General features: G+C 42.3%; 17 protein-coding genes. All 17 read left to right on the forward strand.

What is annotated here, in order from left to right:
- Positions 1 to 45 precede the first annotated feature (45 nt).
- Positions 46 to 819, forward strand: a complete 774-nt coding sequence (locus tag ACFQ0V_RS06695) for a CheR family methyltransferase (RefSeq protein WP_381011329.1) — start codon at positions 46 to 48, stop codon at positions 817 to 819.
- Positions 820 to 985: 166 nt separating this feature from the next.
- Positions 986 to 2,167 (forward strand): chorismate synthase, encoded by a 1,182-nt coding sequence (gene aroC, locus ACFQ0V_RS06700; protein ID WP_381011332.1) that lies wholly within the window; start codon positions 986 to 988, stop codon positions 2,165 to 2,167.
- Position 2,168: 1 nt separating this feature from the next.
- Positions 2,169 to 3,260 (forward strand): 3-dehydroquinate synthase, encoded by a 1,092-nt coding sequence (gene aroB / locus ACFQ0V_RS06705; RefSeq protein WP_381011335.1) that lies wholly within the window; start codon positions 2,169 to 2,171, stop codon positions 3,258 to 3,260.
- A gap of 5 nt (positions 3,261 to 3,265) precedes the next feature.
- Positions 3,266 to 3,640: a chorismate mutase gene (gene aroH / locus ACFQ0V_RS06710; protein ID WP_381011338.1), complete on the forward strand. Its 375-nt coding sequence runs from the start codon at positions 3,266 to 3,268 to the stop codon at positions 3,638 to 3,640.
- A complete protein-coding gene (gene hisC, locus ACFQ0V_RS06715; RefSeq protein WP_381011341.1) occupies positions 3,641 to 4,723 on the forward strand; it encodes a histidinol-phosphate transaminase in 1,083 nt (360 codons plus the stop codon). It abuts the gene before it with no gap.
- A 21-nt stretch (positions 4,724 to 4,744) separates the two neighbouring features.
- Positions 4,745 to 5,857 carry a prephenate dehydrogenase gene (locus ACFQ0V_RS06720; protein WP_381011343.1) on the forward strand — a complete coding sequence of 371 codons (1,113 nt, stop codon included), beginning with the start codon at positions 4,745 to 4,747 and terminating at the stop codon, positions 5,855 to 5,857.
- Between the two features lie 19 nt (positions 5,858 to 5,876).
- The gene (aroA, locus tag ACFQ0V_RS06725) at positions 5,877 to 7,199 is read left to right on the forward strand and encodes a 3-phosphoshikimate 1-carboxyvinyltransferase (RefSeq protein WP_381011346.1); all 1,323 of its coding nucleotides are present in this window, start codon (positions 5,877 to 5,879) and stop codon (positions 7,197 to 7,199) included.
- A 7-nt stretch (positions 7,200 to 7,206) separates the two neighbouring features.
- The gene (locus ACFQ0V_RS06730; protein ID WP_381011349.1) at positions 7,207 to 8,463 is read left to right on the forward strand and encodes a tetratricopeptide repeat protein; all 1,257 of its coding nucleotides are present in this window, start codon (positions 7,207 to 7,209) and stop codon (positions 8,461 to 8,463) included.
- The gene (locus ACFQ0V_RS06735) at positions 8,441 to 8,983 is read left to right on the forward strand and encodes a YpiB family protein (protein ID WP_381011352.1); all 543 of its coding nucleotides are present in this window, start codon (positions 8,441 to 8,443) and stop codon (positions 8,981 to 8,983) included. The genes ACFQ0V_RS06730 and ACFQ0V_RS06735 overlap by 23 nt, the downstream gene beginning before the upstream one ends.
- Position 8,984: 1 nt before the next feature.
- Entirely contained in the window at positions 8,985 to 9,434 is a 450-nt protein-coding gene (locus ACFQ0V_RS06740; protein WP_381011355.1) for a DUF2487 family protein, read from the forward strand.
- Positions 9,435 to 9,644: 210 nt separating this feature from the next.
- A complete protein-coding gene (locus tag ACFQ0V_RS06745) occupies positions 9,645 to 10,151 on the forward strand; it encodes a ubiquinol-cytochrome c reductase iron-sulfur subunit (protein ID WP_328799601.1) in 507 nt (168 codons plus the stop codon).
- 24 nt (positions 10,152 to 10,175) lie between these two features.
- On the forward strand, positions 10,176 to 10,850 hold the full coding sequence (gene qcrB, locus ACFQ0V_RS06750) for a menaquinol-cytochrome c reductase cytochrome b subunit (RefSeq protein WP_194561549.1): 675 nt from the start codon (positions 10,176 to 10,178) through the stop codon (positions 10,848 to 10,850).
- 71 nt (positions 10,851 to 10,921) lie between these two features.
- Entirely contained in the window at positions 10,922 to 11,686 is a 765-nt protein-coding gene (locus ACFQ0V_RS06755) for a menaquinol-cytochrome c reductase cytochrome b/c subunit (RefSeq protein ID WP_381011360.1), read from the forward strand.
- A 54-nt stretch (positions 11,687 to 11,740) separates the two neighbouring features.
- Positions 11,741 to 12,367, forward strand: coding sequence for a DUF1405 domain-containing protein (locus ACFQ0V_RS06760; RefSeq protein WP_381011363.1), 627 nt, complete (start codon positions 11,741 to 11,743; stop codon positions 12,365 to 12,367).
- Positions 12,368 to 12,402: 35 nt separating this feature from the next.
- Positions 12,403 to 13,071 carry a zinc metallopeptidase gene (locus ACFQ0V_RS06765; RefSeq protein ID WP_381011366.1) on the forward strand — a complete coding sequence of 223 codons (669 nt, stop codon included), beginning with the start codon at positions 12,403 to 12,405 and terminating at the stop codon, positions 13,069 to 13,071.
- Positions 13,072 to 13,118: 47 nt separating this feature from the next.
- The gene (locus ACFQ0V_RS06770; RefSeq protein ID WP_381011369.1) at positions 13,119 to 13,457 is read left to right on the forward strand and encodes a nucleotide pyrophosphohydrolase; all 339 of its coding nucleotides are present in this window, start codon (positions 13,119 to 13,121) and stop codon (positions 13,455 to 13,457) included.
- Positions 13,454 to 14,254 (forward strand): 4-hydroxy-tetrahydrodipicolinate reductase, encoded by an 801-nt coding sequence (dapB, locus tag ACFQ0V_RS06775; protein WP_381011372.1) that lies wholly within the window; start codon positions 13,454 to 13,456, stop codon positions 14,252 to 14,254. The genes ACFQ0V_RS06770 and dapB overlap by 4 nt, the downstream gene beginning before the upstream one ends.
- Positions 14,255 to 14,257 lie beyond the last annotated feature (3 nt).

Below are 14,257 nucleotides of genomic sequence, written 5' to 3' on the forward strand. Positions count from 1 at the left end.
GATTCCGTGAGGCTGTTTTTACATAGAGAAAGGCAGGTTTGATCCATGTCAGATTACGAACAATTTATCGAGAAGATTAAAAGAAAAACACGAATCGATCTTTCCCTCTACAAAGAAGCGCAAATGAAGCGTCGCCTTACATCGTTATATGAGAAACGTGGCTATCGTAATTTTATTGAGTATTTCGATGCGATTGACCGTGATCCAGCCTTATTAGATGAATTTTTAGACCGCATGACGATCAATGTGTCAGAATTTTATCGCAACGGCCAACGTTGGAAAGTGTTACAAGATAAAATTTTCCCACAATTACTCGAAAAAAATAAGCGTTTAAAAATTTGGAGTGCGGCGTGTTCAACGGGAGAAGAGCCGTATTCTTTAGCGATGGTTTTGTCGAATCACGTTCCATTACGCGACATTTCGATTCAAGCGACGGATTTAGATAAAGGGGTTATCGAACAAGCGAAAGTAGGTTTATACGGTGCGCGTTCGATTAAAGAAGTCCCGAAAGACGTCGTCGATCGTTATTTCATCAAAGAAGGTACTCACTATCAAGTCGTCGATGAAATTAAACGAACGGTCACATTCCGTCAACATAATTTACTCGAAGATCGTTACGAGCCGAACCATGATTTAATCGTTTGTCGTAACGTGATGATCTACTTCACAGAAGAAGCGAAAGACCAAATTTATCACAATTTCTCAAACGCGTTAAAAATCGGCGGTGTATTGTTCGTCGGAAGCACAGAACAAATTTTCAATCCGGAACAGTACGGTTTTGAAGTGGTCGATACATTTTTCTATAAAAAAGTAAAATAACGAATAGACTGCATAAGGCATATGCCAGAAGCAGTCTATTTTCATATAAAAAGAGGGAATTGTCATTTAGGCATTTCCTCACCTTTGAAAAATGGTATACTACTAATTATATTTAGTTTTAACGCATTAACTTGCTAAAGTAATGCGGATAGAAAGGGGAAAAATTATGCGCTTTTTTACAGCAGGAGAATCACACGGACCAAAATTAACAGCAATTATAGAAGGTTTACCCGCTCAAATGAACATTACAAGTGAGATGATCGATAAACAATTAAAACGTCGTCAAGGAGGATACGGTCGCGGACGCCGTATGCAAATTGAAAAAGACTTAGTGGAAATTTCAGCAGGCGTACGCCACGGGAAAACATTAGGCTCTCCTGTCGCTCTCATGGTGACGAATGACGACTGGAAACATTGGACGAAAGTGATGGGCATTGAACCGTTAGCGGAAGATATGAACCCAGAAGATATTAAACGCCAAATTACACGCCCACGTCCAGGGCATGCGGACTTAGTCGGCGGAATTAAATATAGCCATCGCGATCTTCGAAACGTCCTTGAACGTTCAAGTGCACGTGAAACGACGATGCGCGTGGCGATCGGTGCAGTAGCGATGCAATTGTTGAAAGAACTCGATATTCAAACGGTCGCACACGTCACAGAAATTGGTGGCATTGTAGCAGACCGCGCGACATACGAAAACTTATCAATCGAAGAGCTTCGTGAAAAAGTAGAAGCGAGCCCTGTATATTGCGCGGACGATGCAGCAGCTGAAAAAATGATGCGGGCAATCGACGAAGCAAAAGAGCGCGGTGATACATTAGGTGGCGTCGTAGAAGTTGTTATTACAGGCGTTCCAGCGGGACTTGGTAGCTACGTTCATTACGATCGTAAAATGGACGGTAAATTAGCGCAAGCGATGATGAGCATTAACGCATTCAAAGGAGTGGAATTCGGCATCGGATTCGAAATGGCGAAGCGTTGGGGAAGCGAAGTACACGATGAAATCGCATGGAGCGAAGAGCGTGGATATTACCGAAAATCGAATCGACTCGGTGGTTTAGAAGGCGGTATGACGACAGGAATGCCAATCGTCGTACGCGGAGTGATGAAGCCGATTCCGACATTATACAAACCGTTAGAAAGTGTCGATATCGATACGAAAGAGCCATTCGTCGCAACGATTGAACGAAGTGATCCTTGTGCCGTTCCAGCAGCGAGCGTCGTAGCAGAAAATGTTATCGCAACAGAAATCGCAAAAGCAATCGTGGAACAGTATCATTCAGATACGATTGGAGAACTAGCAGCGCAAGTAGATGCGATGCGTGCGAAAGCGAAGGAGTTTTAATATGGGTGTCTTACCAATTCAATTGCAGGATAAGACATATGATGTCGTCATTGAGCCGAATGGATACGAACGTTTAGCTACGGAATACGCACCTTTATTAAAAACGACAGATCGCATCGGAATTATTGTGGATGAAACAGTGCATACATTGTATTCAGAACAGTTGAAACGATTTGAACAGTTGCACAATGAAGTGCATACATTCGTCGTTCCGAAAGGGGAAGCGTGTAAAACATTGGACGTGTACGGCCGTGCTCAATCTTTTTTACTGCAAAAAGGATTTACACGTAATTCTTTACTGTTAGCTTTTGGAGGGGGCGCGGTCGGTGATTTAACAGGATTTATCGCTGCGACTTTCATGCGTGGGATTCGTTTTATCCAATTGCCGACAACGGTGCTTGCACATGATAGCGCAGTCGGTGGGAAAACAGCGATCAACATGCCAGAAGGGAAAAATATGGTCGGTGCTTTTCATCAGCCAGAAGCGGTCATTTTCGATTTAAATATTTTTAAAACATTACCAGAAAGAGAGTGGCGTTCCGGTATGGCAGAATTAATTAAACATGCGTACATTTCGGATGCGACATGGACGGAGCAACTGTTGCAAGATGAACAATTTGTTCAACCAGCCTTCGATACGTTAGAAGAACAGTTATTGAAAGGTGTTGCAGTCAAAGCGAAAATCGTTGAAGAAGATACGTTCGAGCACGGAAGCCGTAAGTTTTTGAATTTTGGTCATACGTTCGGACATGCGATTGAAGCGGCGACGAACTTTGGGACGCTCAGCCACGGTGAATGTGTCATGGTCGGCATGGCGTACGCTTTACTATTAAGTGAAAAAGCTTCCACTTTACAAACAGGAGAAGCAAAGAAATTTATTCAATTCGCGAAACGACAAGGCTATTCATTTGATTCTATTTTTGAATATTCATTTGAAACATTGTATCAATTTATGCAAAAAGATAAAAAAGCATCGTTCGGTACATTGCACTTCGTCATTTTAGAACAAATCGGTCATCCGAATGTTATGACAGTGGATGAGTCGTTATGTCGAGAAGTGTTCGAGGAGATGCGTCAATTAATCGAGGGGTGAATGGAATGGTAACGAGAGCAATCCGTGGAGCGACCACGGTAGAAGAAGATCGTGAAGAGCTCGTCTTACAGGCGACAGAAGCATTAATTATTGAAATGGTGGAACAAAATGATATAGAGATAGAAGATATTGCATCGGTCATCGTTTCAACGACGATGGATGTGAATTCTGTTTTCCCTGCACGTGCGATTCGCTCGATAGAAGGTTGGGCGTATGTACCTGTTATGTGCACACATGAAATGGATGTGCCTGGAGCGATTCAAAAGTGCATTCGACTCATGATGCACGTCAATACGAATAAAACGCAGCGTGAGATGGAACATATTTATCAAAATGAAGCCGTTCGTCTCCGTCCAGATTTAGTGAAGGAGGACAAATAAATGATTCCTTACAAAAAAGTGCTCGATACGATGCAACCGTATAAGCCGGGCAAACCGATAGAGGAAACGAAAAAAGAATACGGTTTAACAGAAGTGATTAAGCTTGCTTCTAATGAAAACCCATACGGTTATTCGCCGAAAGTAGCAGAATGGTTACGTTCAGAAGCTCAGTCATTGCAGTTATACCCTGATGCGAATGCAACGACGTTAAAAGAAACTTTAGCGAGTAAAAACGGTGTAACGCCAGAACAACTCGTGATTGGAAACGGAAGTGACGAATTAATTTCAATCATTTCACGCTCAATGTTAGATGAAACGAAACATGTTTTGATGGCGACACCGACATTTCCGCAATACGTTCACAATGCGAAAGTAGAGGGAGCATCATTTACGGAAATTCCATTAAAAGATGGTAATCACGACTATGAGAAATTTTTGCAAGCGATTCAAGACAATACTTCAGTCATTTGGATTTGTAACCCGAATAACCCGACAGGAAATGTGCTAAATAGCGCAGAACTCGAATCATTTATCGAAGAAGTGCCGAGCGATATTTTAATCGTGTTAGATGAAGCATATTTTGAATACATTATGGCAGAAGACCATGTCGACTCACTCGAGTGGTTGTCGAAGTATGACAACATTCTCATTTTACGCACATTTTCAAAAGCTTATGGGCTTGCGAGTATTCGTGTCGGTTACGGAATCGGACATCCGCATATGATTGAACAGTTCAATAAAGTGCGCAATCCGTTTAACAACAATACGATGGCACATACGATCGCAAAAATTGCAGTGGAAGATGAAGAGTTTTTACAAAAAAGTAGAAAATTAAACGCAGAACAGCGTGAACGCTTCTATACGTTCGCAAAAGAACAAGGATTAAATATTTATCCATCTGAAACGAATTTCGTATTAATCGAGACGAAGCGAGATGCGAATGAACTTGCAGATGAATTGATGAAGCGTGGCGTGATTGTACGTAGCGGAAACTTACTCGGAACTCCAGGGTATATGCGGGTGACGATTGGAACAGAAGAACAGAACGATCAATTTTTTGAATCGTTCAAACAACTTTTATAAATCGAAAGTGGTAGAGGGATTATGACAATAACAGTAGCAATGATCGGGTTAGGCTTAATTGGAGGTTCGTTAAGCTTAGCTCTCCAAAGAAACGAAAATATTCACGTCATCGGTTTTGATCGTCGTTATCAAACGACGGATGAGGCATATCGCCGTTCTATTATCGATGAAATTGCGCCGAGCGTACGCTATGCGATAGAGCGTGCGGATATTGTCATATTCGCTACACCGGTCAATACGACTGTGAAGCTCTTACGAGAAGCGGAGCATTGGACATTTCGTGACGGTGTGATTGTTACGGATACTGGCAGCACGAAAGTTCCCATTATGGAAGCGGCAACTCCATTAGTTGAACAAGGAGTTACATTTATCGGTGGGCACCCGATGGCGGGATCTCATAAAAGCGGAATCGCAGCGGCAAAAGAATTACTATTTGAGAACGCATATTACGTCTTGACCCCTTATGATGATAAACAAAAGATGGCTATTGAAACATTGCGTGAGCTTTTACAGCCAACAAAGGCGAAAGTCGTCGTACTTGACGCATATAAACATGATCGGATGACCGCGATGGTGAGCCATTTCCCACACGTCATCGCATCGAGTCTTGTCGACCGTTTAGCAGAAGAAAAAGAAGAAGAACCGTTCGTCGCAAAATTAGCAGCGGGTGGGTTTCGAGATTTAACACGCATCGCTTCAGCAGACCCGAAAATGTGGCGGGACATTACGTTGCAAAACCGCTCAGAGTTACTGAGACAAGTCGAACATTGGATGACGGCGATGGACAATGTGCGTGATATGATTGAACGCGCGGATGAAGAAGAAATCTTCACGTTTTTTGAACGATCTAAAAAAGTGCGCGATAGCTTGCCTTCCACTTTTGCAGGAGCGACTCAAGGTGCGCTTTATATGACGTTCGATTTGCATATCGATATACCGGACCATCCGGGGTCGATCGCTGAAATTACGAAAGTGCTCGCCGATCATGAGATTAGCATTACGAATATTCGTATCGTCGAAACGAGGACAGACGTTTACGGTATTTTAGTCGTCAGTTTCCAAAATACAGACGATCGTCGCAAAGCGCGTAACGTACTAGAAGAAGAAACAGATTACAGTATGCACATTATTTAATCGAAAGGTGGCGGAAGAAATGGAGACGAAAACGATTCATTTACAAAATGTAACCGTCGACGGAGAAATTGTAATACCTGGCGATAAATCAATTTCTCACCGTGCGATTATGCTCGGTTCCATCGCATCGGGCAAAACGACAGCAGAAAACTTTTTGACAGGGGAAGACTGTTTAAAAACAGCTCAAATATTCCGAGAGCTCGGCGTACAAGTGGACATTACAGGGACGGACGTTGTCATCGAAAGTGCAGGGATGCAAAAGTGGCAATCTCCACAAAGACCGCTCGACTGTGGAAACTCAGGAACGACCGCTCGTCTATTGCTCGGCATTTTAGCAGGCTCCCCTGTAACTGCGACTGTTGTAGGAGATCAATATTTATCAAAACGTCCGATGGACCGCGTCGTCTATCCTTTGCGCGATATGGGAGCTCACATTACATCTGAACAAGAAGAGCTCGTGTTGCCACTCACGGTTCAAGGGACGACATTGCGAGCAGTAGAATATACGCCACCTGTTGCGAGTGCTCAAGTGAAATCAGCCATTTTATTTGCAGGTTTGCAAGCGTCTGGAACGACGGTCGTACATGAATTGTCGAAAACACGCGATCATACGGAACGCATGATGGAGCAGTTCGGACTGCAAATTGATGAGCAGAAATTGACGGTTTCTTTACGAGGCGGACAAGACGGAAAAGCAACTCACGTCGTCGTCCCTGGAGATATTTCGTCAGCGGCATTTTTCATCGTCGCAGCATTAATCGCGAAAGCTGGCACAATCACGTTGAAAAAAGTAGGGTTGAATGAAACGCGTACGGGCATTTTAGATGTCGTACAAGCGATGGGAGGACAAGTTGACATCGTTAATCGTTCCACTTCCGTAGGAGAGCCTTATGGAGATCTCGTCATTACAGCTTCTTTGTTAACAGGAACGACGATTGAAGAGGAGGCACTGATGCCGAGATTGATCGATGAATTGCCAATCATCGCCTTACTTGCGACGCAAGCATCAGGTAAAACGGTCATTCGCAACGCAGCTGAACTTCGTGTGAAAGAAACAGACCGTATTACAGCAGTCGCATCCCAATTGAATGCGCTCGGTGCGAATATCGAAGAATTGGAAGACGGCATGATCATTCATGGCCCGACGCCACTTCATGGAGGAGTGATCGACTCTTACGGAGATCATCGTATCGGCATGATGGGCGCGATTGCCGCACTCGTTGCTGATGGACCGATCGAAGTGAAAGATACAGCGTGCATCGCGATTTCTTATCCGCAATTTTTCAAACATCTTGATAAAGTTACCCAATCTTCGTTACAATTAGAGGATGAAAGTGGGTGACGCATAAATGATAGAACAATGGTTGATTGACGGCGAGTTTGAAAAAGTTGATCAATGGTTAGAAGAGAAAGAGCAGCAAGGGCGTTTCGATGAATTATACGAGGCGTCTGAGGAGCTCATACAATATGGATTTTTTGAGCGGGCAGCGTCTATTTTCCAAGCGATGCGTGCTCATTTTCCACATGAAGCACAATTATTCGTCGATGAAGCGTCGATGCGTTTTGAATTAGGTGAAGACGACGTCGCACTTGAATTGCTTGAGCATGTTTCAGAAGCGGATGAAGAGTATGTGCAAGCGTTACTAACATTAGCGGACTATTATGAAGCGAATGGTATGTTAGAATTAGCGCTCGGAAAAATGGAAAAAGCGTACGAGTTGTTGCCCCATGAACCGATCGTTCAATACGGCTATGCAGAATTGCTCCGCCAAGCAGGAAAGCATCGAGAAGCGATTCGCTTATATGAACAACTATTGCAGTTGAAAGATAGCGATTTTGATGAGGCGACATTGCTCGGAAGCATGGCGATGACGCTTAGTGAAGGAGCAGCATACGAAGAAGCACTTCCTTACTTCGAGCGATTACTAGACGTAGAAGAGCTTCCAGCGACACAGTTTGCCTTTGCTCATGCGCTATTTCAGACGGAACAGTACGAACGAGCAATCGCACCTTTACAGCGAACGATTGAACTCGATGCGGATTATTATGCAGCGTATACGTTGCTCGGTCAAACGTATGCACAACTCGAAAAAAATAAAGAAGCATATGAAGTGTTCGAACGTGGCTTAACACGTGACCGATTTGAAAAAGGACTCTATTTAGCAGCAGGAAAAATGGCGATCAAACTCGGTAAGCGTGAAGAAGCGATTAAGCATTTTGAAGAAGCACTCGCACTCGACCCTGAACATTTAGAAGCGCGTTTAAATCTCGCTTCACTTTACGAATATGAAGAGCGCTATGAAGCGGTCGTTGACTTACTCGCGACATTTGAAAATAATACGCCATTGATGAATTTATATTTGGCTCATGCGTATGAAGCGTTAGAACAGTATGAAGAAGCAGGAACATTATATGCTTCTTTAGAAGAAGACTTAAAGACGAATATCGATTACTTAAATCGTTACGCTTCTTTCTTAGTGGAAGAAGGCAGAAGAACGGAAGCTTTACCACTTGCGCAAAAATTACTGACGTTGACAGAGGATCCGACGTGGTCTGACTTTGTAGAGAGGATGGCTTACGAAGATGATTTCGACCGTTACGAATGATGCGAAGCGTCAATTTATCGCTCGATTTTTAGAAGAGTATCCGAATCAGCCGAAAGAAGTCGTTTGGTTTTTAAACTATTTATTGTCCCCTCTTGGACAACTGGACCGAGTTCATTTTACTTTGGATGAAACGGGTTATCAGCACACAGCGACCATCGAAGTAGAATCGACCGTTGCCCCTTTTTTATATCGCAAAAATAAATTGGTCACAACAGAGGTAGAACGTGCTTTCCACGGACTTCGTCTATTGGAGGATGAACCGCTTTATATTGAGTGTCGCTTCCCTGGTCGTGAATGGGATTTAGCATACGCTGCTGTATATGAAGAAGATTATGCATTAAAATGCGAGGACGAACAAAATTATAACCGTGTCATTTCGGAAGAGATGTTGCGTTCACTCGAGCGACAACAAGATGAACAGCGTCTGTTACAATTGATTGACGAAAGTTTAGATGATCATGACTACGAACGTTTTGTTATGTTACAAAAACAATACACTCGCTTAAAAGGAGACGATTAATATGAATTGGAACGCGCAAGAAGTCGATTTATATATTCAACAGAAGGAGTATATCGACACGCTTGTCATCCCGCTCGTGAAAATTGAAACGACAGCTGAAAAAATGAAAGCGAGTGCTTCAAGCTCAGATTTTTTAATGTATTTAGCGAAGTTTTTAGAAGCGCAGTTTAAAGGGCGTATGATGTTTACACCACCTGCTTCGTACACACCGAGTTTCGATGCGGAGCAAATCGTCAGAACGATTGCAGCGGACTTTAAAGATTCGGCATTTAAACATACATTTTTCATGACGACGGACCCTACATTAGCGACAGTTCAATTGGAAGAAGGCCAAGTCATTTGGCTTCCATCCATTCCGATTGAAAGCATGGAGCCGAATTTAAAACAAAAAATTATGGAAGATCAACTGCAACAAATCTTACCGATTTTCACAGAAAAATGGGCAAAATAAACGGTAGAACGAAATAAAATCAAAAATGTTTCATAAATACATGAAAAAAATCGATGATTATGTCCAAAATTTGAAATTTGTTCACAGAAAGAAAAAACGATTTTAAAGTGTGATTGAATTTCATGAAAGATTGATATATCATAGATATGTCCTAGTATTACAATTAGAGAAAATATGTCCGTTGGACTGATTCAAGTAAGAGGAGGGAAATTGATGAGCAGTAAAGTGTCAAGACGCCAATTTTTAAGCTATACGCTTATGGGTACGGGCGGATTCATGGCTTCTGCAATGTTAATGCCGATGGTTCGTTTCGCAATCGATCCAGTATTGCAACCTTCAGCAGACGGAGAGTTAATTCCGACATCGCAAAAAGCGGATGCTTTAACAGAAGAGCCTGTTAAAGTCGACTTTGTCATCAAAGATCGAAAAGACGCTTGGTACGTATCAGACGTTGCTGATTCAGCTTGGGTTTACAAACAAGGTGATGAAATTATCGCTTTGCATCCTACATGTAAACACTTAGGTTGTACAGTAAACTGGGAAGGGGACGACAAGAATCCAAACCGATTCTTCTGTCCTTGTCACGATGGACTTTATGAGAAAAATGGTCAAAACGTAGCGGGAACGCCACCACTTGGTCCACTTGATCAATATGAAGTTGAAGTCGTAGATGGTTTCGTATACTTAGGAAAAGTAGTAGAAAATCAATTAGTATAATTTAAGTTAGGGGGTACGACCGCAGTGCTAAACAAAATTTATGATTGGGTTGATGAACGGTTAGATATCACACCAATTTGGCGTGACATTGCTGACCACGAAGTACCTGAGCACGTAAACCCTGCACATCATTTTTCTGCATTTATTTATTGTTTCGGAGGATTAACGTTTTTCGTTACGGTAATTCAGATCTTATCAGGTATGTTCTTAACGATGTACTATACACCAGACATCGAGAACGCTTGGAAATCTGTTTACTATCTCCAAAATGAAGTTGCATTCGGTGAAATTGTGCGCGGTATGCACCACTGGGGAGCGTCACTTGTTATCGTGATGATGTTCCTACATACATTACGTGTATTCTTTACAGGTTCATACAAGAAACCACGTGAGCTTAACTGGATCGTCGGAGTATTAATCTTCGTAACGATGCTCGGTTTAGGTTTCACAGGTTATTTACTCCCATGGGATATGAAAGCTCTCTTCGCTACGAAGGTAGGTATTGAGATCGCTGGTTCTGTTCCATTTATCGGAGATCAAATTAAAATTCTCCTCGCTGGAGATGATGTAATTTTAGGTGCTCAAACATTGACACGTTTCTTCGCGATTCATGTATTCTTCTTACCAGCTGCTTTGCTTGGATTACTCGCAGCTCACTTTATCATGATCAGAAGACAAGGTATTTCAGGTCCTCTATAGGATTCACTTGAAGTATAATTTTACAAACGCATCACAACAAATTCTGACATTATTTATAAGGAGGGGACAACATGCAACGCGGAAAAGGTATGAAATTCGTTGGAGATTCTCGTATTAAATCAGAAGGCCGCATGGTCAACATGCCGAAAGATTACTCAGAATATCCAGGAAAAACGGAAGCGTTCTGGCCAAACTTCTTACTTAAAGAATGGATGGTTGGGGCTGTATTCCTCATCGGTTATTTAATCCTTACAGTTGCACATCCGTCACCACTTGAACGTCAAGCGGATCCGACGGATACAGCATATATCCCTGTTCCAGACTGGTATTTCTTATTTATGTATCAATTACTTAAATATGAATTTGCTTCAGGTCCATGGAACGTAGTAGGGGCAATCATTATGCCAGGACTTGCGATTGGAGCACTTATGCTCGTACCATTCATGGATACGACAAAAGAGCGTCGTCCATCAAAACGTCCATTACCAACGGCATTTATGTTACTCGCATTCGCTTCAATCTTCTACTTAACGTGGGAGTCAGTTGTTAACCACGACTGGGAAGCAGCAGCACGTCAAGGAGCGATCGTTGAAGAAGTAGAATTCGACGAAAACTCTGAAGGTTACCAAATTTACGCTGGTGCATCATGTATCGGCTGTCACGGTGACTCATTCCAAGGTGGTTTAGGTGACCCACTCGTTAATAACGGTCTTACAGTCGATGAGATTAAAGAAATCGTCATTAACGGTCGTGGCGACATGGCACCTGGATTATTCGATGGTTCAGACGAAGAACTTGAAGTTTTAGCTGAATTTATCGAAAGCTTAAATCAATAATTTCAAAAAGATGCTAGGGTTCTAGCATCTTTTTTTGTTTAAGGAGAACGAATTATGACAGTCATTCAATGGATTCGCCTCGTCTTATTTTCACGTCCTTTTCTTCACGTATTGCTGTACATTAATTTATTCGGCACGATTTATGGCTACATTTGGTACATGCCGCAACTTGAAAAGACGGAACCTTTTTTCTGGTTATTCGTCCCAGATAGTCCAACTGCTAGTTTATTTTTTACGATTGCGATTCTCGGTTGGTTGCTTCGTAAGCCATTTAAATTGATGGAAGCGCTCGCAGTAGTAACTTTGTTCAAATATGGGGTGTGGGCAGTCGTCATGAATTTGCTCACGTATTGGGAAACAGGCTATTTGCATTGGACGGGTTGGATGCTCGTCGTTTCTCACGGTGCGATGGCAATTCAAGCTCTCCTTTATGCACGCAACTATTCGTACGGAATTGTGCACATTATCATCGCAGCGATTTGGACATTGCACAATGATGTGATCGACTATGTATTCGGTCAAATGCCGGTTTATTATGACATTATGAAATATAGTGCGCAAATTGGTTATTTCACATTTTGGCTCTCGATTGTCTCGATTGCGATTGCCTATATCATTTGGCATAAAAAGGATGAGTGGGAAACAGCTGAAAAAGTTGCGAATTCAACGGTCACAAGATAAAATAATAGTATAGAAGAATAGGAGGTACACGCCTTATGTTTTGGATTTACTTTATCGCCATATTAGCGTTGCCGATTTATGCTCAAATGAAAGTAAAATCAACGTACAATAAATATTCAAAGGTACGTTCTACTTCAGGCATGACAGGGGCACAAGTGGCAAGACGTATTTTAGATGAGAATGGATTGTACAACGTAAAAGTTGTTCGTCATGAAGGGTTTTTGTCAGATCATTACAATCCGATGACGAAAGTCGTTGCACTTTCTCCACATAACTACGACGAACCATCTGTCGCAGGTACTGCTGTAGCGGCACACGAAGTAGGCCATGCGATTCAAGATGCGGAAGCTTATAAGTTTTTAGTATTCCGTCATAAAATGGTACCTGCTGTCAACTTAACGAGTAATGCGTCATGGATTTTCATCATGATGGGATTATTCTTTTCAAGTATGAACTCTTTACTTTGGGTAGGGATTGCGATGATGAGTATCGGGGTCATTTTTCAACTTGTCACATTACCTGTTGAATTCGATGCTTCGAACCGAGCGATGGATCAAGTCGTTCAACTCGGAATTATCGGCCAAGAAGAAGAACCACATGCTAAAAAAGTGTTAAGTGCAGCAGCGATGACATATGTTGCAGCAGCAGCAGTTGCAGTATTAGAATTAGCTCGACTCATTTTAATCGCAACAAATCGTGACTAACAATTGGGAGTCCGTCCGAAATGGGCGGACTTTTTTTCTAAGGAGAGATGACATTGACACGGACGATGGAAGAAATGCAAGATGCAGTAGATGTGTATATTTCACAATTTGAGGAAGGCTATTTTCCACCGATGGAATTGCTCGCACGTTTGCAAGAAGAGCTCGGTGAATTAGCTCGTGAAATTCAACATATGTACGGCATGAAAAAGAAGAAAGATACAGAAGCAATCCGTTCATTAGAAGAGGAGATGGGCGATTTATTATTCGTATTAATTTGCTTAGCGAATCGTGAACAAATTAATTTAGATATGGCGCTCGGCCGCGTGATGGATAAATTTGCGACACGCGATGCAGATCGTTGGACGAAAAAGGGGGATGTCAAATGATTAAAGTAGCAATTGCAGGAATTCGAGGAAGAATGGGAAAAACAGCATTTGAAGCGATTCAAGCGACAGAAGGAATGGAAGTTGTCGCAGCATATGATTACAAACATGAAGGGAAACAATTCGATGGAGTCGATGTTGTAGAAACGGGAGGCGTACCATTTTACTCGTCGATGGACCAACTCGTAAAAGAGACGACACCTGATGTCTTTTTTGATGTGACTCGACCGAATGTCGTTTTTGAAAATGTTATGGAAGCATTAAAACATCAATTACATATCGTTGTCGGGACGAGTGGTTTAACAGAAGCGTCGCTCGATCAAATTCGAGCGCAAGCCGAACAACATAATAAAAACGTCATCATCGCACCAAACTTCTCAATCGGTGCCGTATTGATGATGAAGTTTTCACAAATGGCTGCAAAATTTATGCCAGATATTGAAATTATCGAAATGCATCACAATCAAAAAGTCGATGCGCCAAGTGGAACGGCAACGAAGACAGCACAGTTAATTCAAGAAGTACGTGAACCTCATACACAAGGGGCTCCTGGTGAAGTGGAAGATTTAAAAGGAGCGCGCGGTGCAGATATCGAAGGAATGAAAATTCATAGTGTTCGTTTGCACGGTTTGCTTGCGCATCAGCAAGTGTTATTCGGTAGCGCAGGTGAGTTGTTAACGATTCGTCACGACTCATTCGACCGAGAGAGCTTCAAACAAGGTATCGCCTTATCGGTAGAGCGCGTATTGGAAGTCGATCAATTCGTTTACGGATTGGAGCAAATTTTGTTACAAGATTAAACT

Source organism: Savagea faecisuis (assembly GCF_042675605.1).
In the GTDB taxonomy this organism is placed as follows: domain Bacteria; phylum Bacillota; class Bacilli; order Bacillales_A; family Planococcaceae; genus Savagea; species Savagea faecisuis.